Annotated in this window: 11 protein-coding genes and 2 pseudogenes; 3 read left to right on the forward strand and 10 right to left on the reverse strand. The window is 67.8% G+C overall.

The window, feature by feature from the left end:
* The 5 genes from FK527_RS02155 to FK527_RS17675 form a co-directional block, all read right to left on the reverse strand.
* Entirely contained in the window at positions 1-1008 is a 1008-nt protein-coding gene (locus FK527_RS02155; protein WP_144729190.1) for a class 1 fructose-bisphosphatase, read from the reverse strand.
* Between the two features lie 36 nt (positions 1009-1044).
* Positions 1045-3918: an aminopeptidase N gene (pepN, locus tag FK527_RS02160; RefSeq protein ID WP_246072627.1), complete on the reverse strand. Its 2874-nt coding sequence runs from the start codon at positions 3916-3918 to the stop codon at positions 1045-1047.
* Positions 3919-4006: 88 nt separating this feature from the next.
* Positions 4007-5111, reverse strand: a protein-coding gene (gene prfB, locus FK527_RS02165) for a peptide chain release factor 2 (RefSeq protein WP_144729194.1) whose coding sequence is annotated in 2 segments (ribosomal slippage) — positions 4007-5029 and positions 5031-5111 — 1104 coding nt in all. Because the reading frame shifts where the segments join, the coding sequence is not laid out codon by codon here.
* 223 nt (positions 5112-5334) lie between these two features.
* Positions 5335-5988, reverse strand: coding sequence for an endonuclease III (nth, locus tag FK527_RS02170; RefSeq protein ID WP_144729196.1), 654 nt, complete (start codon positions 5986-5988; stop codon positions 5335-5337).
* Positions 5985-6119 carry a hypothetical protein gene (locus tag FK527_RS17675; protein WP_281287810.1) on the reverse strand — a complete coding sequence of 45 codons (135 nt, stop codon included), beginning with the start codon at positions 6117-6119 and terminating at the stop codon, positions 5985-5987. The genes nth and FK527_RS17675 overlap by 4 nt, the downstream gene beginning before the upstream one ends.
* A 129-nt stretch (positions 6120-6248) precedes the next feature.
* On the opposite strand from FK527_RS17675, the pseudogene FK527_RS17765 reads away from it, so the two are divergent.
* Positions 6249-6618, forward strand: a pseudogene (locus FK527_RS17765) (hypothetical protein); the annotation flags it as partial.
* A 168-nt stretch (positions 6619-6786) separates the two neighbouring features.
* On the opposite strand, the pseudogene FK527_RS17425 reads toward FK527_RS17765, so the two are convergent.
* The 5 genes and pseudogenes from FK527_RS17425 to trxA form a co-directional block, all read right to left on the reverse strand.
* A pseudogene (locus FK527_RS17425) lies at positions 6787-7173 on the reverse strand (MATE family efflux transporter); the annotation flags it as partial.
* The gene (locus tag FK527_RS02185) at positions 7170-8900 is read right to left on the reverse strand and encodes a hypothetical protein (RefSeq protein WP_144729200.1); all 1731 of its coding nucleotides are present in this window, start codon (positions 8898-8900) and stop codon (positions 7170-7172) included. The pseudogene FK527_RS17425 and the gene FK527_RS02185, both read right to left, overlap by 4 nt.
* A gap of 215 nt (positions 8901-9115) precedes the next feature.
* Positions 9116-9376: a type B 50S ribosomal protein L31 gene (locus FK527_RS02190; RefSeq protein ID WP_144729202.1), complete on the reverse strand. Its 261-nt coding sequence runs from the start codon at positions 9374-9376 to the stop codon at positions 9116-9118.
* Positions 9377-9502: 126 nt separating this feature from the next.
* Positions 9503-10765 (reverse strand): transcription termination factor Rho, encoded by a 1263-nt coding sequence (gene rho / locus FK527_RS02195; protein ID WP_144729204.1) that lies wholly within the window; start codon positions 10763-10765, stop codon positions 9503-9505.
* 257 nt (positions 10766-11022) lie between these two features.
* Positions 11023-11355 carry a thioredoxin TrxA gene (trxA, locus tag FK527_RS02200; protein ID WP_144729206.1) on the reverse strand — a complete coding sequence of 111 codons (333 nt, stop codon included), beginning with the start codon at positions 11353-11355 and terminating at the stop codon, positions 11023-11025.
* Positions 11356-11448: 93 nt separating this feature from the next.
* On the opposite strand from trxA, the gene FK527_RS02205 reads away from it, so the two are divergent.
* Both FK527_RS02205 and FK527_RS17430 read left to right on the forward strand, forming a co-directional pair.
* Entirely contained in the window at positions 11449-14061 is a 2613-nt protein-coding gene (locus FK527_RS02205; protein WP_144729438.1) for a PD-(D/E)XK nuclease family protein, read from the forward strand.
* Between the two features lie 17 nt (positions 14062-14078).
* Positions 14079-17777 carry a UvrD-helicase domain-containing protein gene (locus FK527_RS17430; RefSeq protein ID WP_246072641.1) on the forward strand — a complete coding sequence of 1233 codons (3699 nt, stop codon included), beginning with the start codon at positions 14079-14081 and terminating at the stop codon, positions 17775-17777.
* Positions 17778-17798: the final 21 nt, after the last annotated feature.

Below are 17798 nucleotides of genomic sequence, written 5' to 3' on the forward strand. Positions count from 1 at the left end.
TTATAGCGCCGTGTGGTAGCTCGTGACGCGCTCGACCTCGTTTTTGGAGCCCAGGATCACGCTCACGCGCTCGTGCAGCTGGCTTGGCTGGATGTCGAGGATGCGCTGGTGGCCGTTGGTGGCGGCGCCGCCGGCTTGTTCGACCAGCCAGGCCATGGGGTTGGCCTCGTACATCAGGCGCAGCTTGCCGGGCTTGTTTGGTTCGCGCTTGTCCCAGGGGTACATGAAGATGCCGCCGCGTACGAGGATGCGGTGCACGTCGGCCACCATGCTCGCGACCCAGCGCATGTTGAAGTCCTTGCCGCGCGGGCCGTCCTTGCCTTGCAGGCATTCGTCGATGTAGCGCCGCACGGGCGGGGCCCAGTGGCGCATGTTGCTCATGTTGATCGCGAACTCTTTGGTGTCTTCGGGGATGCGCAGCTTTTCTTCGGTGAGCATGAAGGAGCCTTGCTCGCGGTCCAGTGTGAACATGGCCACGCCGTCGCCCACGGTGAGCACGAGCACGGTTTGCGGGCCATAGATGCAGTAGCCCGCGGCGACTTGCTGGCGGCCGGGTTGCAGAAAGTCGCCTTCATCGACGCCGCGGTCGTCCTCGGGCATTTTGAGCACGCTGAAGATGGTGCCTATGCTTACGTTCACGTCGATGTTGCTGGAGCCGTCGAGCGGGTCGAACAGCAGCAGGTATTCGCCCTTGGGAAAGCGGTTGGGCACGACGTAGATGGCGTCCATCTCCTCGCTGGCCATGGCGGCGAGGTGCCCGCCCCACTCGTTGGCATCGATCAGCACCTCGTTGGCGATGATGTCGAGCTTTTTCTGCACTTCGCCCTGCACGTTTTCGCTCCCGGCGCTGCCGAGCACGCTGCCGAGCGCGCCCTTGTTCACCGTGAGGCTGATGCGTTTGCACGCGCGCGCCACGACTTCGAGCAGCAGGCGCAGCTGCGCCGGAATGTGGCCGGCTTCGCGCTGCTGCTCGATCAGGTAGCGCGTGAGGCTGATGTGTTGGGTCATGCAAAGTCTCCTTGATACGTCGCTGGGAACGACCGATTATTCATCGGCGAGCGCGCGGCCTACGACTTCGCGCACGTCGGCGCTGAGCTCGGCCTTGGCGGCGACGCGCGCGAGCGCTTCCCGTGCGGCGCTGCGCCAGGGCTCGGCGAGCTTCTTCCAGCGGTCGAGCGCGCGCGCCAGGCGCGCCGCGACCTGCGGGTTGATGGCGTCGAGCTCGAGTACGCGCTCGCTCCAGAACTGGTAGCCCGCGCCGTCGGGGCGGTGGAAGGCGCCGGGGTTGTTCAGGCAGTAGCTGAAGATCAGGCTGCGCGCGCGGTTCGGATTGGCCAGGTGGAAGTCAGGGTGCCGCAGGAGCTGGCGCACGATGGGCAGCACCTGGCCACCGCGGTCGGGCGCGCCGGCCTGCAGCGCGAACCATTTGTCGATGACCAGCGGCTCGTCTTTGAACAGCGCATGAAAGCGCTCGAGCGCGGGCGCAGCGAGCTCGTGGCCGCTCGCGACCAGCGCGCTCAATGCGCCAAAACGCTCGGTCATGTTGGTTGCGGTCTTGACGCGCTGGTAGGCCTTGCCGGGCCAGACCGGATCGCCTCGGAGCCTGTCGGACTTTGGAGCCGTCGGCTGCGAATGCGCCGCAGCGGTCCATTTTTTACCGGCTTCTTGCCCCATAGCACCACTATGGGGCGGCGAATCCGGCAAAAACTGGCCTCGCTGGGGCGCATTCTCGCTATCGACGCCCAAAGTCCGACAGGCTCCCTGCTGCGCGGCCAGGCACAGCATGTGCAGCGCGAGGTTGCTGAGCGCGCGGCGGCCTGCGGACATGGGGTCGGGGCGGTATGCGCCGGGCGTCTGGTGCTGCTCCCAGGCCCATTGCCAGTCGGCGTGCAGCGCAAGCGCGAGCTGCAATCGCATGGCTTCGCGCACGGCATGCACGCGCTGCGGATCGACCTCGGCGAGCTGCTCGTGGATGTAGCTCTCGGCCGGCAGCGTGAGCACGAGCTCCTTGAAGGCGGCGTCGAGCTGCGGGTGGCGCAGCACTTCGCGCAGTGCCTGCACCAGTGTGGCCGGCAGAATTTGTGCATCAAATTGGCCGCTAGCGCTTATCTGTAGGGCGCTATCAGCTATCGCAGCAATAGCTGCGCGCAGCAGCAGGCGCTGGCCGGCTTCCCAGCGGTTGAAGGGGTCGGTGTCGTGCGCGAGCAGCGTGAGCAGCTGCGCGTCGCTCGCCTCGTCTTCGAGGATCACGGGCGCGCTGAAGCCGCGCAGCAGCGAGGGCACGGGAGCGGCGTCGATCTCGACGAAGGTGAAGCTCTGGCTGGGCTCGGTCAGCACCAGTGTGCGCGTGGTGCCGTGGGGCGCGTCTTCGCCCGCGAGTTGCAGCGGCAGGGCGTGCCCCGCGGCGTCGAGCAGGCCGAGCTCGAGCGGGATCACGAAGGGCTCTTTGTGCGGCTGCCCCGGCGTGGGCGGGCAGCTTTGTGTGAGCGTGAGCGTGTAGCTGCGCGCCGCGGCGTCCCACGCGCCTTGCGCGCGCACGCGCGGCGTGCCGGCCTGGCTGTACCAGCGCTTGAACTGCGCCAGATGGCGCGCGAGCGCGCTTGCGGGGTTGGCGTCGGCGATGGCCTGGGCGAAGTCGTCGCAGGCCACGGCCTGGCCGTCGTGGCGCGCGAAGTAGAGCTTCATGCCCGCAACGAAGCCGTCGCGGCCGACCAGCGTCTGCATCATGCGCACGACTTCCGCGCCTTTTTCGTAGATCGTGACGGTGTAGAAGTTGCTGATCTCGATGTAGCTGTCGGGCCGCACCGGGTGCGCCATGGGGCCGGCGTCCTCGGGGAACTGCGCGGTGCGCAGCACGCGCACGTCTTCGATGCGCCGGACGGCGCGCGCCGAGGGGCTGCCGGCCATGTCCTGGCTGAACTCCTGGTCGCGGAACACCGTCAGGCCCTCTTTGAGGCTGAGCTGGAACCAGTCGCGGCAGGTGACGCGGTTGCCCGTCCAGTTGTGAAAGTATTCGTGCGCGACCACGCTTTCGATGTTCGCGTAGTCGGTGTCGGTGGCCGTGGCGGGGTTGGCGAGCACGAACTTGGTGTTGAAGATGTTCAGGCCCTTGTTTTCCATCGCGCCCATGTTGAAGTCGCTGGTCGCGACGATCATGAAGCGCTCCAGGTCGAGCGGCAGGCCAAAGCGCGCCTCGTCCCAGGCGATCGCAGCCATGAGCGACTGCATCGCATGTTCGGTCTTGTCGAGGTCGCCCGGGCGCACATAGACCTGCAGCAGGTGCTCGGTGCCTGCGCGGCTGCGGATGCGCTGCTCGCGCGCCACGAGCTTGCCCGCGACCAGCGCGAACAGGTAGCAGGGCTTTTTGTGCGGATCGACCCAGCGGGCCCAGTGGCGCCCGTCTTCGAGCTCGCCTTGCGCGACCAGGTTGCCATTGGAGAGCAGCACCGGGTACGCGGCCTTGTCGGCGCGCAGCGTGACGGTGTAGTTCGCCATCACGTCCGGGCGGTCGAGGAAGTAGGTGATGCGCCGAAAACCCTCGGCCTCGCACTGCGTGAAAAAGGTGCCCTCGCTCACGTACAGGCCCATGAGCCGGGTGTTTTTGGCGGGCGCGCAGGTGGTGAAGATTTCGAGCTCCACGGGCTCGCTGCCCGCGGGCAGGTTTTCGAGCACGAGCTGGCCGCCGTCCAGCTTGAAGCTGGTGCCTTGGCCGTTGACGAGCACGCGCGCGAGGTTCAGCTCCTCGCCGTCGAGGCGCAGCGGCTGCGCGGGCATGTCGGGGTTGCGGCGCACGCGCATGCGATTGAGCACGCGCGTCTTGGCCGGGTCGAGGTCGAAGCTCAGGTCGACGCTGTCGATCCAGTAGGCCGGCGGGGCGTAGTCCTCGCGCCGGGTGACGGTGGCTTGGGCTTCACGCATGGCGGTTTCCATTGCATTGGTTTTGGTAGCTGCTTGCACAGGTGGTATCTGAGCTAGATGGCAAAAAGGCTTGTAAAAATGGCTGGCGTCAGACGCCTTGCTTGAGGCTGGCCTCGATGAAAGCGTCGAGGTCGCCGTCGAGCACTTTTTGCGTGTTGCTGATCTCGACGCTGGTGCGCAAGTCCTTGATGCGGCTCTGGTCGAGCACGTAGCTGCGGATCTGGTGGCCCCAGCCCACGTCGGTCTTGGTTTCTTCGAGCTTTTGCTGCGCCTCCATGCGCTTGCGCATCTCGTGGTCGTACAGGCGCGAGCGCAGGCGCCGCCAGGCCACGTCGCGGTTGCTGTGTTGGCTGCGGCTGTCTTGGCACTGCACCACGATGCCCGTGGGGATGTGCGTCAGGCGCACGGCCGAATCGGTCTTGTTGATGTGCTGGCCGCCCGCGCCGCTCGCGCGGTAGGTATCGACGCGCACGTCGGCGGGGTTGATGTCGATCTCGATCGAGTCGTCGATCTCGGGATAGACGAACACGCTCGCAAAACTGGTGTGGCGCCCGCCCGCGCTGTCGAACGGGCTCTTGCGCACCAGGCGGTGCACGCCGGTTTCGGTGCGCAGCAGGCCGTAGGCGTAGTCGCCCTCGATTTTGACCGTGGCGCTCTTGATGCCGGCCACGTCGCCCGGGGTTTCTTCTTCGACCGTGGCCTTGAAGCCCTTGCGCTCGGCGTACTTGAGGTACTGGCGCAGCAGCATGCTGGCCCAGTCGCAGGCCTCGGTGCCGCCGGCGCCCGCCTGGATGTCCAAAAAGGCGTTGAGCGGGTCGGCCGGGTTGTTGAACATGCGGCGGAATTCGAGCTGCTCGATCGCCGGCTGCAGCTTGGCGGCCTCGGCCTCGATGGTGAGTAGGCCGGCTTCGTCGCCCTCGGCCTTGCTCATCTCGAACAGCTCGGTGTTGTCGGCCAGCTCGCGCGTGAGGCGCTCAAGCGTGAGCACCACGTCGTCGAGCAACTTTTTCTCTTTGCCCAGCTCCTGGGCCCTTTTGGGGTCGTTCCAGACCGCCGGGTCTTCGAGCGCGGCGTTGACGGTTCTCAGACGTTCGAACTTGGCATCGAAGTCAAAGATACCTCCGTAAATCCTCGGTGCGCGCGCCGAGCTCGCTCAAGGTGTTGCCGATCTGGTTGATGCGTTCTGCGTCCATGGGTGGTTCTTTCTGAAATCTTGAATGTGGGATGTGGCTTGCAATGCCTGCTTGCCCAGATGGGGCCGGGCGGCTGGAATTCCAAAATCGGACTTCCAGCAGGGTTGGCAGCGGATGCGCCAGTGGGCGGCGATTTTCGCATGCGCTGCGTGCCACGCGGACATGGCCGCGGGCGGATGGGGGACGATGGCAAAAATTGCCGCTGCACCTTGGCGCAAGGCCTTTACGGCCGAGGGCGCTGCGGCGCCGGCGGCTTGGGCGCGTAGTCGCACCAGCGCGCGACCTTGCATTCCCAGCAGCGCGGCTTGCGCGCCTGGCAGACGTAGCGGCCGAGCAGCACGAGCCAGTGGTGCGCGTGCTGCAGGTATTTTTCAGGCACGCGTTCGAGCAGCTTGCGTTCGACTTCGAGCGGCGTCTTGCCCGGCGCGAGGCTCGTGCGGTTGCAGACGCGGAAGATGTGCGTATCGACGGCGATGGTGGGCTCGCCAAAGGCCACGTTGAGGATCACGTTGGCCGTTTTGCGCCCTACGCCGGGCAGCGCCTCGAGCGCCTCGCGCGTGCGCGGCACCTCGCCGCCGTAACGTTCCACGAGGATGCGGCAGGTTTCGAGCAGGTGGCGCGCCTTGCTGCGGTACAGGCCTATGGTTTTGATGTAGCTCTCGAGCCCCTCCTGCCCGAGCGCGAGGATGGCTTGCGGCGTGTTCGCCACGGCAAACAGGCGGCGTGTGGCCTTGTTCACGCCCACGTCGGTGGCCTGGGCCGACAGCAGCACTGCCACGAGCAGCTCGAACGGGGTGGAGTATTCGAGTTCGCTGCGCGGCGCGGGGTTGTCGGCCTGTAGCGTGGTGAAAAAGGCTTCGATCTGCGCGGGCGTCATGGCGCGAGTGTAGGTGCAGGAAGCCTGTCGGACTTTGGAATCGTCGGCTGCGAATGCGCCGCAGCGGCCCATTTTTTACCGCCCGCGCTCAAAAACCAAGTGCAACACCCATCCTGGAGAATCTGTTGCATGTCCAAAACCTACACCCATCTGAGCCTGGAAGAGCGCGCCTTGATACAAGTCTGGCTTGAAAACGGCTTGAGCTTGCGGGCTAGCCCGCAAGCTCAAGCGCGCGCCTTCGACCATTACCCGCGAGTTTGCTCGCAACCACGGGCGCCAGCCTGAGGCCAGCTCAGCGCCAGCGTCTGGACAGCCACGGCGCAGCCTGGTTCGAGCGCGCAGACGCCATCAATGCCGCAGTGCTCGGCCTGCGCATCGCCGGCCAGCCAGGCCATCGACTTCGCCGCCCTGCCCTGCGGCTGGATGCCGCTGGACATGGACACCTTCGCCATGGACCAGCCCGAAGGGCGCAGGACGCCACGCGGTGGCGGTACTGAGCGCAGCGAAGGATTCGGCGCAGCCGAACACAACAGTGGCACCGCCAAGGAACACGTAGGCCGGACTTACGCCGGCGTGGACGGCTACTGCCCGCTGGTCAGCTACCTTGACACCCAGGGCTTTTGCCTGGAGTCCATGGACGGCTGCTCACCGGCGCTCGTTGACGCTACGGCGCTCAACTCGATGGGGACGAAGGCCGGTGTCTGAGGGTCTTTGAGCATCGTGTCCGCGTTCATTTGCGTGCACACGATTTTGCTCAACCCCAACAGGTCATTCAAGACGGGTTCACCGGCCGATTACGAGCACGGTCAGGGAGCGCCGTACCTCGGCGCGCGATGGCGGCGGCACCTCGACCCAGCGCAGCAGCGCGTCGGGCGCGAGCAAAAGCGCCATGCCCTGCGCGCTGAGCAACGCCCACAGGTACCGCGCCTGTCGCACCGAGTGGCCGATGCGCGCCGGCTTTTGCGCGCCGTGTCATTCGGCCCACAGGGGTAGCAGCGCTTGCAGCACGCACGTGAGCGCAATGAACACGCTGACGAAGATCGCCGATCCCACCGAGAGGGCCGCGAGCGCTGTCGCGCTGTGGCGACCGGCGACGACCGTGTCTGCGAGTCCGAAGGCCATCACCGCCCACTGCACCACGAGCACCGTGAGGGCGTGGCGCACGATCAGCGCGCGCTCGCTCATGGTGCGTCTGCGGCGGTGTCGCTGGCGCGGCGCAGCAGCAGCAGCGCATCGTCCTTGTCGGTCGGACGCACGATGCGCGCGGCGAGTTGCCATTCACGCGGAACCGCACCGGGAACATGGGCGGGCCAGTGGTCCGCATCGACCACGAGCCAGCGGCAGACCGATGACGGCCGCGCGGTCTCGAGGTGCAGCCGCGTGTGGTACAGCAGCGCCGCGGCCTGCGGGCGGCCTACGCCCCCCACCTGCACGCAGCCCGGCGCTGCACCAAGCGCATGCACGAGGCGCTGCATCTGCGGCGCATAGCTGCGCGCATAGTCGAGCGCCGGCAGCCACACGGTGGTGAGCAGCAGCCAGCACAAGGTGGTGCCGCCCGCGGGCAGCACCAGGGTTTTCCAGATCGGCGCGCGGTGGCGCGCGGCCCGCCACCACACGAGCGCACACCAGCAAAAACTCGCGGCCAGCGCCAGCAGCAGGGGTGGCCAGGAAAGTTCGGGCGCAAAGCCCGGCACCAGCCGCGCGACGTTGGCCGCGGGCTTGGCGGGTATGCCGGTCTGCATGGCCACCCACACCACCCACAGCGCGAGAGCCAGCGCCGTGAAAAAGAGCAGTGTGAACCAGTCGATCAACGCCGCCATCGCGCGCTTGAGCGTGGGCAGGGCAAAGGCAGCGAGCGCGGCCATGGCCGGCAGCCCCAGCAACAGGCTGCGGTCGGCCGGTGACGTGGTGAACGTAGAGGCCAGCGCAACCAGCACGAACCACAGCGGCAGCAGCAAATGCTGCGTGCCGGGAGGGTGCAAAAGCTGCTGGCGCCAGCGCCACAGCGTCCACAAGGCCAGCGGCCACGCGGGCCAGCCGAACCACAGCAACAGCCGCAGCAGATTGCGCCAATCTTGCCAACTGAGCCAGGAATCGCCCATGTTCCAACGCCACAGGCCCAGCGCTGCGGCGAGCGCCGCGGCAAATGCCGTGCTGCCCAGCATCAGCAAGCTCGTGCGCCTGCGCGGCGCAGCTGCAGCTTGCTGCGCCGCGTGGTCTGGCGTCTGCCACAGCAGCGCCAGGCTGCCCAGCCCAAGCAGCGCCGAGATGCTGGGTGCCCCGGACAGGCTCAGCCCGCAAAGGCCCGCGGTAAAGCTGCCGAGTGCGAGCCGGCGGTGGTAAGGCAGGGCTGCTGCGCCGCAGAACACCAGCGCGGTGCAGGTAAGCTGCACGAGGTAGCTGCTCGCTTCATGCGCGAGTTGCGCAAGCCCCAGACAGGCGAGCAGCGCGAGCAGCGCGCCGTCGGCGATGGCGCGCGCGTAGTCCGAGGGCTTGGCCTCGCCGCCGAAGGCAAAGGCCACGGGCTGCGCCTGCGGGCGACGCGCGAGGTAATACACGCCCCACCAGCTTGCAAGCAGCGTGAGGCTGAGCAAGGCCATGAAGGGCAGCCGTGCCGCCACTGCGGCATCGAGCCAAGGCGTGGCGGCGCGGATCGCCCAGGCACCAAGCCAGTACGGCAGCAGTCCGTCGCTGGCGGCAGCAGGCAGGCCCAGCATCTGCGGCGCAAACCAATTCGTGTGCCCGCGGGCGAGCTCCAGCATGTAGCCCAGAGACATGACATCGACGCTTTTCCACGGGCTGCGCCCGATGAAACCGCTCGCGACGTACGCCAGGCACAGCAACAGCAGCGCCCAGCGCGGAAGTGGGCGCGCGGCATCCTGGCTTACGATGGCGGGGTTGGGCAGGTTCACGGGGTCAAGGCGAGGGCAGCGAGGCGAGTGAGGACATGCAATCGGCAGTGCGCGTCTTGCGGTTTCCCCTGGGCAGAAAGGCAAAGAAAAAGCAGCGCGGTGGCCTGAGCTGCCGCGCTGCCTTGTTCATAAGGTCGTATGGCGTACCGCACGAAGGGCACGTCGCATGCAACCGGCTGTGCCGAAACGTCCGGTATTCAGCCCGACGCAGGGGATTACTTCTTGGCGCCCGTCTTGCCGAAGCGGTTGCGGAACCTCTCGACGCGGCCGCCCATGTTGTCCACAGATTTTTGCGTGCCGGTGTAAAACGGGTGCGACTCGCTCGAGGTGTCGAGCTTGAAGAGCGGCAGTTCGCGGCCGTCGTCGGTCTTGGCGGTTTCTTTGGTATTCACGCACGAGCGCGTGACGAACTTGAAACCGTTGGATTGGTCCACGAACAGCACTTCGCGGTAGTTGGGGTGGATGCCTTCTTTCATGATTCTTCCTCGGATGAGATGCTGCGGCAGCCGCGCCTGACCCGGTGCAACCCCTGCGCCGTGAGAGTCGAGCGTACTTTCCGCGAGAAAAGCTCTCTATTATCGCATACGGCCTTGTTGCAGCCTTCAGCCGCCGCGGCGCATCATGTCGAAGAACTCCACATTGTTTTTCGTGGTCTTCATGTTCTTGATCATGAGTTCCATGGCTTCGATTTCGTCCATGTTGTAGAGGAACTGGCGCAGGATGCGCGTCTTTTGCAGGATTTCGGGCGGCAAGAGCAGCTCTTCGCGGCGCGTGCCGCTCTTGTTGAGCTCGATCGCGGGGAACACGCGCTTTTCGTAGAGGCGCCGGCTCAGGTGGATTTCGCAGTTGCCCGTGCCCTTGAATTCTTCGAAGATCACTTCGTCCATGCGGCTGCCGGTGTCGACCAGCGCCGTGGCGATGATGGTCAGGCTGCCGCCTTCCTCGACCTTGCGGGCGGCGCCGAAAAAGCGCTTGGGGCGGTGCAGCGCGTTCGCATCCACGCCGCCCGAGAGCACCTTGCCGCTCGAGGGCACGACGTTGTTGTAGGCGCGCGCCAGGCGCGTGATCGAGTCGAGCAGGATCACCACGTCTTTCTTGAGTTCGACCAGGCGTTTGGCGCGCTCGATCACCATCTCGGCCACGTGCACGTGGCGCGTGCCAGGCTCGTCGAAGGTCGAGGCGATGATCTCGCCTTTCACGGTGCGCTGCATCTCGGTCACTTCTTCGGGGCGCTCGTCGACCAGCAGCACCATCAGGTGCACGTCGGGGTTGTTTGCGGTGATCGCGTGGGCGATGTGCTGCATCATCACCGTCTTGCCGCTCTTGGGCGGCGCGACGATCAGCGCGCGCTGGCCTTTGCCTATGGGCGCGATGATGTCGATGATGCGGCCTGTGATGTTTTCCTCGCTCTTGATGTCGCGCTCGAGCTTGAGCTGCTCCTTGGGAAAGAGCGGCGTGAGGTTCTCGAACATCACCTTGTGCTTGTTCTGTTCGGGCGGGCCGTCGTTGACCTTGTCGAGCTTGTTGAGCGCGAAGTAGCGCTCGCCTTCCTTGGGAATGCGCACCTCGCCCTCGATCATGTCGCCGGTGTGCAGGTTGAAGCGGCGCACCTGGCTGGGCGAGATGTAGATGTCGTCGGTGCTCGCGGTGTAGCTGGTGTCGGGGCTGCGCAGAAAGCCGAAGCCGTCGGGCAGGATTTCGAGCACGCCGTCGGCAAACACCTGCTCGCCGGCTTTGGCGCGCTTTTTGATGATGGCGAACATCAGCTCCTGCTTGCGCATGCGGCCGGTGTTTTCGATGCCAAGCTCTTCGGCTTGTGTCAGGACTTCAGACACGTGCAGTGCCTTGAGTTCATTGAGGTGCATGAAGGGGACTCCTGGCGGAGTGGCTGGGAAAGCGATGGGGAAAGAGGCTGGGCAGCGGCCCCGGCAAAGCGCGGTGTCGGCGCTGCGGGTCTGCCCGGAGGGTGAGCCCGGTGGGCTCGGGCCGGCTGCGTTTGCATGCCAGCCGAATGGGCGCTGATTATGACAGGAAAAACGCCCTCAGCGGGGCGCGCGGCAAAACGATGGCGGTGCGGCAACCTGTCTTTGCCGTACCGCGCAATGAAAATCAAAAAAGAGGGTCAAGCGAGCTGTTCGTCGATGAACGCCGTGAGCTGCGCCTTGGCCAGCGCCCCAACCTTGGTGGCGGCGAGCTGGCCGTTTTTGAACAGCATCAGCGTGGGAATGCCGCGGATGCCGAACTTGGCGGGAATGGCGCGGTTGTCATCGACGTTCATCTTGGCGATTTGCAGCTTGCCTTGGTAGCTGCTCGCGACTTCGTCGAGAATCGGGGCGATCATTTTGCAGGGGCCGCACCATTCGGCCCAGAAGTCCACCAGCACCGGCGTGGGGGACTGGAGCACGTCGGCTTCGAAGCTGCTGTCGGAGATGTGTTTGATGAGTTCGTTGGCCATGGGAATTACCTTGTTTACCTCGTCGTTCAAGCTGGGGGCATTGTGACAGAAAGCAGTGCCTGGGAAGCAGGTGTGGGCACGCCCGCGCAAGCTATGGACGAGATAGCTATAAACGATTGCTACGAGCGCGTTTGGTGCCCTGTTTTCGCCTGCCTCGCAGCGCATCTGCGCGCGCATGGCGTGGTAGCGGCGCGCACCGTGGTGCTGCTGCCTTTTGCGCAGCTGCTGCCGTGGGCGCAGCGCTTTTGGGCGCGCTGGCAGCCCGAGGGCTTTGCGCCGCGCTTTGTGACCACGCGCAGTTGGGCGCGCACGCTCGCGGCCTGGGTGCCGGCGTCGGGCGATTTCACGGGCGAAGCGGCGCGCGACGCCTTGAGCGCGCGCAGTCTGCTCGAACGTGCGGGGCTGGGCGCCGAGCGCGCGCTGCTGGCTGCGCCGCTGCAAGAGGCCGCGAGCCAGCTCGCCCCCGCCGTTGCCGCCGTGCCGCCATCCCAGCGCGCCGCCTGGGGCGAGAGCGCGCGCAGCCTGCTGCCCGCGCCGGACGCCGGTCAGCCTTTGCGCTACGAGGCCGCCGTGGCGCGCATCGCGCTCGAGTGGGTGCTGGCCTCGTCGCATCCCACGGACGTGCTGTTTTCGTCCGCGCTGCGCGCGGCGGCGGATGCGCTCATGCTGCTCGAAGGCTTGCAGCCCGACCCTTTGGCGCAGGCTTTGTGTGCGCATTGGAATGCTTCGGGTGGCACACCGGCACTTGTCTTGCCACTACAAAAAGAGGAATCATCGCGCGTTGCTGGTGGTGATAAACCGCAGGTTGCCGTGCACGCCGCGAGCGATGCCGAGGACGAAGCCCAGCGCGCGGCTGCCTGCGTGCTCGCACATCTCGCGCAAGGGCGTGCAGCCGTGGCGCTGGGCGCGATCGACCGCGCGCTCACGCGCCGCATCCGCGCGCAGCTCGAGGGCGCGGGCGTGGCCGTGCGCGACGAGACGGGCTGGACGCTTGCCACCACGCGCGCCGCGGCGCAGACCATGGCGCTGCTGCAGGCTTGCGCCTGGGACGCGGCGAGCGACGCCGTGCTCGACGCGCTCAAGCAGGCGCCGGCGGTTGACGGCGCCACGCTCGATGCGCTGGAACGCAGTCTGCGCGCCGACCCTGCGCCGCACTGGCGCAGCGTGGCCGCGCGCGATTGGGGTGATCGGAGCGGGCCGCCACAGACCGCGCACGTGGCTGCGCTCGTCGCCGCGGTGGAGCACTGGCGCGCGCGCCTGCACGCGGCGCGGCCGCTCGCGGACTGGCTGCGGGCGTTGCGTGAGCTGCTTTCGGCCAGCGGCCTGTGGGCGCCGCTCGAGGGCGACGCGGCGGGCGCGCTCGTGCTGCAGGCGCTGCGCCTGCACGATGCGCTGCAGTGGGGCCTGGACGACTGGGAGGGCGCGGCGCAGCGCCTCACGCTGGCCGAATTCACGCGCTGGGCCGACGCCGTGCTCGAGGCCGCGCGCTATGTGCCGCCGGCCCCAGCGGACGCGCGCGTAGTGCTGCTGCCGCTGGCCCAACTGCTCGCACGCCCCTTCGATGCGCTGGTGCTGGCCGGTTGCGACGAAAAACGCCTGCCGGCCGCGCCCGAGCCCCAGGGCCCGTGGAGTGAGGCGCAGCGCAGTGCCTGGAGCCTGCCCACGCGCGCGCAGCTCGCCGCCGCGCAGCGCGCCGCCTGGCGCAGCGCCATGCAGCTGCCCGCGGTGGATGTGCTCTGGCGCAGCAGCGACGAGGGCGGCGAGCCGCTTTTGCCCAGCCCCTTGCTGCAGGCTTTGCAATGCGACGGCCTGACCGCGGCAGGCGTGGACGCGCGCTGCGCCCGCGAGGTCCGCGCCGCACCTACGCTGCGGCCCGCGCCCAGCGCTGCATCGCTGCCCGTGCGCAAGCTCTCTGCGAGCATGTACGCCGACCTGCGCGCCTGCCCGTACCGCTTTTTTGCGCTGCGCCAGCTCGGTTTGCAGGAGGCGGGCGAGCTCGAAGCCGAGATCGACAAGCGCGACTTCGGCAGCTGGCTGCACCTCGTGCTGCAGCATTTTCATGAGCGGCTGCGTGATGCGTCAGCGTCAGATGTTTTCGCGCCCGCGTCCGATGCTGCCGCGCGTGCGGACTTGCTCGACACCGCGGCGCAGGCCGCGACGGCGCAACTGGGGCTGGACGCGGGCGGCTTTCTGCCCTTTGCCGCGACCTGGCCGCAGGTGCGTGACGGTTATTTGCGCTGGCTCGCAGAGCACGAAGCGCAGGGCGCGGTGTTTCGGCAGGCGGAGCTGGCGCTCGAGCAGCCGCTCGACGCGTGGCGGCTCGTGGGCAAGCTCGACCGCGTCGATGAAGTACCTGAACCGCCGGAAGGCGAACCTATTCCCTTCGTGATCGACTACAAAACCGAGAGCGCAGCCAAGACCAAGCAGCGCATCGCAGACGGCGCCGAGGACACGCAACTCGCGTTTTATGCCGCATTGCTCGGCGCCGAACGCCTGCGCGCGGCCTATGTGAACGTGGGCGAGCGCGGCGAAACCGCGACCTATGAGCAACAAGACGTGCTCGCGCTGCGCACGCTGCTGCGCGCCGGCATCCGCAGCGACCTGGGCCGCATCGCCGCCGGGGCGCCGCTGCCCGCGCTGGGCGAAGGCCCGGTGTGCGACTTTTGCGCCGCGCGCGGCCTGTGCCGCAAGGATTTTTGGCAATGACGAGCAAGCCGACCGAGATGGAACCTTCCGACAAAAAGGCGGATGCAGATACGTTGCTGCCCGAACAAGCCGCCTACGAACACAATGGCCGCCACGTCGAACGCGCCGAGTTTTACGCCATCGCCTGCGACCCGCGGCGCAGCGTGGCCGTGGAAGCCTGTGCGGGCGCGGGCAAGACCTGGATGCTGGTCTCGCGCATGCTGCGCGCGCTGCTCGAAGGCTGCGCGCCGCACGAGATTCTGGCCATCACCTTCACCAAAAAGGCCGCGGGCGAAATGCGCCAGCGCCTGCAGGAATGGCTGCAGCAGTTCGCGCAACTGCCGCCCGAGGCGCTCACGCAGGAGCTGATTCACAGGGGTTTGAGCCCGCAGGCCGCATCCAATCAGCGTGAGCAGCTACGGAATTTATACCGACACGTGCTCGAGAGCGCGCGCCCCGTGCAGATTCGCACCTTCCACAGCTGGTTTGCCGCGCTGCTGGGCACGGCGCCGCTCGCGGTGCTGCAGGAGCACGGCCTGCCCGCGCGCTTCGAACTGCTCGAGGATGACGCGCAGGCCGTGCGCGAGGTCTGGCAGCCTTTTCTGCAGGCCGTCGCGGCGGACGCGCCGCTGCGTGCCGACTACGAAGCCGTGGTGGCCACGCATGGGCGCACGCAGACGCACAAGGCGCTCGCCGCGGTGCTGGCCAAGCGAGTGGAGTTCGACCTGGCCGACGCCGCTGGCGTGGTCGCGGCATCGGTGCCGCATTTCGCGCAGATGTTTGCCCCATTGCAGGCGTTCGAAGAGCCCGCGCAGGCGCTCGCGCAACCCGAGGCGCTCGCGCGCTGGCAGGCGTGGGCGAAAGCGCTTGCCGCAGAGCGCAACAAGACGCCGCAAAAAGCCGCCGCCGCGATCGTCGATGCCTTGGCCCGCGCAGACCTCGACGCGCGGCTGGACAGGTTGCGCAAGGCGCTTTTCGTGGCGAGTGCCGACCGGCTGAGCAACCACTTGCAAAAATTTGCTGCGGCGCAAGAAGCCGAAGCCGAGTTGCAAATGCTGCTGCGCGCGCGCCGCCAGCACGCGGCCTGGCAGCACCAGCAGCGCATGGCGCGGCTCACGCGCTGTCTGCTCGCGCAGTTTGCCGCGCTCAAGCGCGCGCGCGGCTGGGTGGACATGAACGACGTCGAGCGCATGGCGCAACGCATGCTCGCCGACCCTGTGCTCAGCGGCTGGGTGCAGGAGCGCCTGGACGCGCGCGTGCGCCACCTGCTCATCGACGAATTTCAGGACACCAACCCGCTGCAGTGGCAGGCGCTGCACGCCTGGCTTTCGGGCTACGCGGGCGCGGGCGGCGGTGCGGCGCCCAGCGTGTTCATCGTGGGCGACCCCAAGCAGAGCATCTACCGCTTTCGCCGCGCCGAGCCGCAGGTGTTCGTCGCGGCGCAGGACTTCGTGCGCACGGCGCTGGGCGGCGACTTGCTCAGCTGCGACCACACGCGGCGCAACGCGCGGCGCGTGCTCGCCGCCGTGAACCAGGTCATGCAGGCCGCGCAGGTGCAGGGCCACACGAGCGGCTTTCGCGCGCACAGCACCGAGTCGGCCGAGGCGGGCCGGCTGCTGCGCCTGCCGCCGGTCACGGCCAGCGCGGACGCCCAAGCGAGCGACATGCAGGACGGCGCCAAAGCCGGGGAGGGCGCCGAGGGCGGCATGAAAAGCGGCGGCGAAAGTGGCGGCGCAAGTAGCGGCGCAAGCGCCGTCGAGGGGCAGGACGCGCTGCCTGCGTCTGCGCAGGCCCCGGCGCAGAGCGCAGCCGAGACCCAGCCGCTGCCCCAGCCCGAATGGCGCGACAGCCTGACGACGCCGCGCCACACGCCCGAGGAAAGCCTGCGCCTGCGCGAATGCGCCCAGGCTGCGCAGTGGGTGGCGGCGCAGATCGAAAGCGGCACGCCGCCGCGCGAGGTGCTGGTGCTCGCGCAAAAGCGCGACCGCCTTGGCTTCATGGAAGAAGCGCTGCGCGCGCTGCACATCCCTTGCGTGCAGCCCGAAAAAGCCGACCTCTACGACGCCCCCGCGGTGCAGGACATGGTGGCGCTGCTCGACGCGCTGGTCTCGCCGGGCAACGACCTGGCGCTCGCGCGCGCGCTGAAGTCGCCCTTGTTCGGCTTGGCGGACGAGCAGCTCGTGCGCCTTGCGTGCCTGCGCCGCGCGCCCGCGCAGGCAGCCAGCAGCTGGTTCGAATTGCTTCAAAAAGAGGAGCTGCTCACGCAGGATGGACGCACGTTAGGGCCCATTTTGATGCAATACCAGGGCTGGGTGCGCAGCCTGCCGCCGCACGACGCGCTGCACGCCATCTACACGCACGGCGACGTGCTCGCGCGCTTTGCCGCGGCCGCGCCCGCAGCGCAGCGGCAGCTCGTGCAAGCGCAGCTGCGCGCGCTGCTCGGCGCCGCCTTGCAGCACGCGGGCGGGCGCTACCTCACACCCTACGCCTTCGTGCGCGCCATGAAAAAAGGCGGCGTGCCCGCGCCGCTGCGCGCCGATCTGCAGGCCGTGCGCCTGCTCACGGTGCACGGCGCCAAGGGGCTGGAGGCCGACTGCGTGCTGCTGCTCGACTGCGACGCGCCCGCGCAAAAGGCCGAGAGCATGGGTGTGCTGATCGACTGGCCGGGCGCGCAGGCCGCGCCGCGCCGCCTCGTCTTCCTCGCCAAGGAGTCCGAGCCGCCGCCGAGCGCCGAAGAAACGCTCGCGGCCGAACTGCAGGCACGCCTGCGCGAGGAGCGCAACAAGCTCTACGTCGCCATGACGCGCGCGCGCCGCTGCCTCGTGCTCTCGGCCACGCAGACCAGCCGCAGCGCGTCCGACAGCTGGTGGAAGCAGATCGGTGCTGCGGCGGCTGGCTTGCTCGAAGACGTGGCGCCGGAGGCGCTCCATGCGCCCGCCGCGGCCTCGGCGTCCGTCGCCCCGGCGTCGGATGCTGCGGTGTCTGCAACTGCGGTGTCTGCAACTGCGGTGTCTGCGACCGCTGCGGCACCCGATAGCGCGCAGCACCAGGACACAGCCGCCGAGCAGGCGTCGCCCGAAGCGCCCGCGGGCACTGCCGAAAGCCAGACTTTTGTGCTGCCCGAGCTGCCCGCCTTTGCGCAGGCCGAGTCTGCGTACGGGACCATGGGGGCTGGCGCGGTGCCAAGCCCTGTTTCCAGCGTCGTCCTCGATCCCCCGCAGGGGCCGGACAGCACCGCAGCGAATGACCCCGCGGCGCGCCTGGGCAATGCCATGCACGAGTTGCTCGAACAAGCCGGCGTCGCGAGCGCGCTGCAGCTGCAGACCTGGCGCCGCGCGGGCTGGCCCGCGGTGCGGCTCGCGCTGCTTGCGCAAACACACGGCCTGAGCCTGGCCGCCGCCACGCAGGCGGCCGCGCTCGCGCAGCGCATCCTTGCGGGCGGCGGCGCCTGGGCTTGGGAGCCGGACGGCATCGCGCAGGCCGCGAACGAGGTGCCGCTGCACTACCAGGGCCAGAGCCTGCGCCTGGACCGCCTCGTCTATCGCCACAGCCCGGCGGAGCTCGCGGGCTGGTGGGTGCTCGACTACAAAAGCGCCGCCGCACCCGAGCAGCAGGCCGATTTGCTCTCACAACTGAAGCATTACCGCGAGGCGGTGAAAGCCTTGGTGGCACCAGCGGGCGATGTATCCGTGTACGCGGCTTTTCTCAGTGGGGACGGGCGCGTGGTGGTGGTGTAGCTTGGCCGCGTCGAGGCGCAG

The sequence above is a fragment of the Extensimonas perlucida genome, assembly GCF_007655255.1.
In the GTDB taxonomy this organism is placed as follows: domain Bacteria; phylum Pseudomonadota; class Gammaproteobacteria; order Burkholderiales; family Burkholderiaceae_C; genus Extensimonas; species Extensimonas perlucida.

Excerpts from the sequence above, each read along its gene's own strand:
- FK527_RS02155 (WP_144729190.1), bottom strand. The coding sequence starts at position 1,008 with ATGACCCAACACATCAGCCTCACGCGCTACCTGATCGAGCAGCAGCGC.
- pepN (WP_246072627.1), bottom strand. The coding sequence starts at position 3,918 with ATGCGTGAAGCCCAAGCCACCGTCACCCGGCGCGAGGACTACGCCCCG.
- nth (WP_144729196.1), bottom strand. The coding sequence starts at position 5,988 with ATGACGCCCGCGCAGATCGAAGCCTTTTTCACCACGCTACAGGCCGAC.
- FK527_RS17675 (WP_281287810.1), bottom strand. The coding sequence starts at position 6,119 with ATGCAACAGATTCTCCAGGATGGGTGTTGCACTTGGTTTTTGAGCGCG.
- FK527_RS02190 (WP_144729202.1), bottom strand. The coding sequence starts at position 9,376 with ATGAAAGAAGGCATCCACCCCAACTACCGCGAAGTGCTGTTCGTGGAC.
- rho (WP_144729204.1), bottom strand. The coding sequence starts at position 10,765 with ATGCACCTCAATGAACTCAAGGCACTGCACGTGTCTGAAGTCCTGACA.
- trxA (WP_144729206.1), bottom strand. The coding sequence starts at position 11,355 with ATGGCCAACGAACTCATCAAACACATCTCCGACAGCAGCTTCGAAGCC.
- FK527_RS02205 (WP_144729438.1), top strand. The coding sequence starts at position 11,449 with ATGGACGAGATAGCTATAAACGATTGCTACGAGCGCGTTTGGTGCCCT.
- FK527_RS17430 (WP_246072641.1), top strand. The coding sequence starts at position 14,079 with ATGGAACCTTCCGACAAAAAGGCGGATGCAGATACGTTGCTGCCCGAA.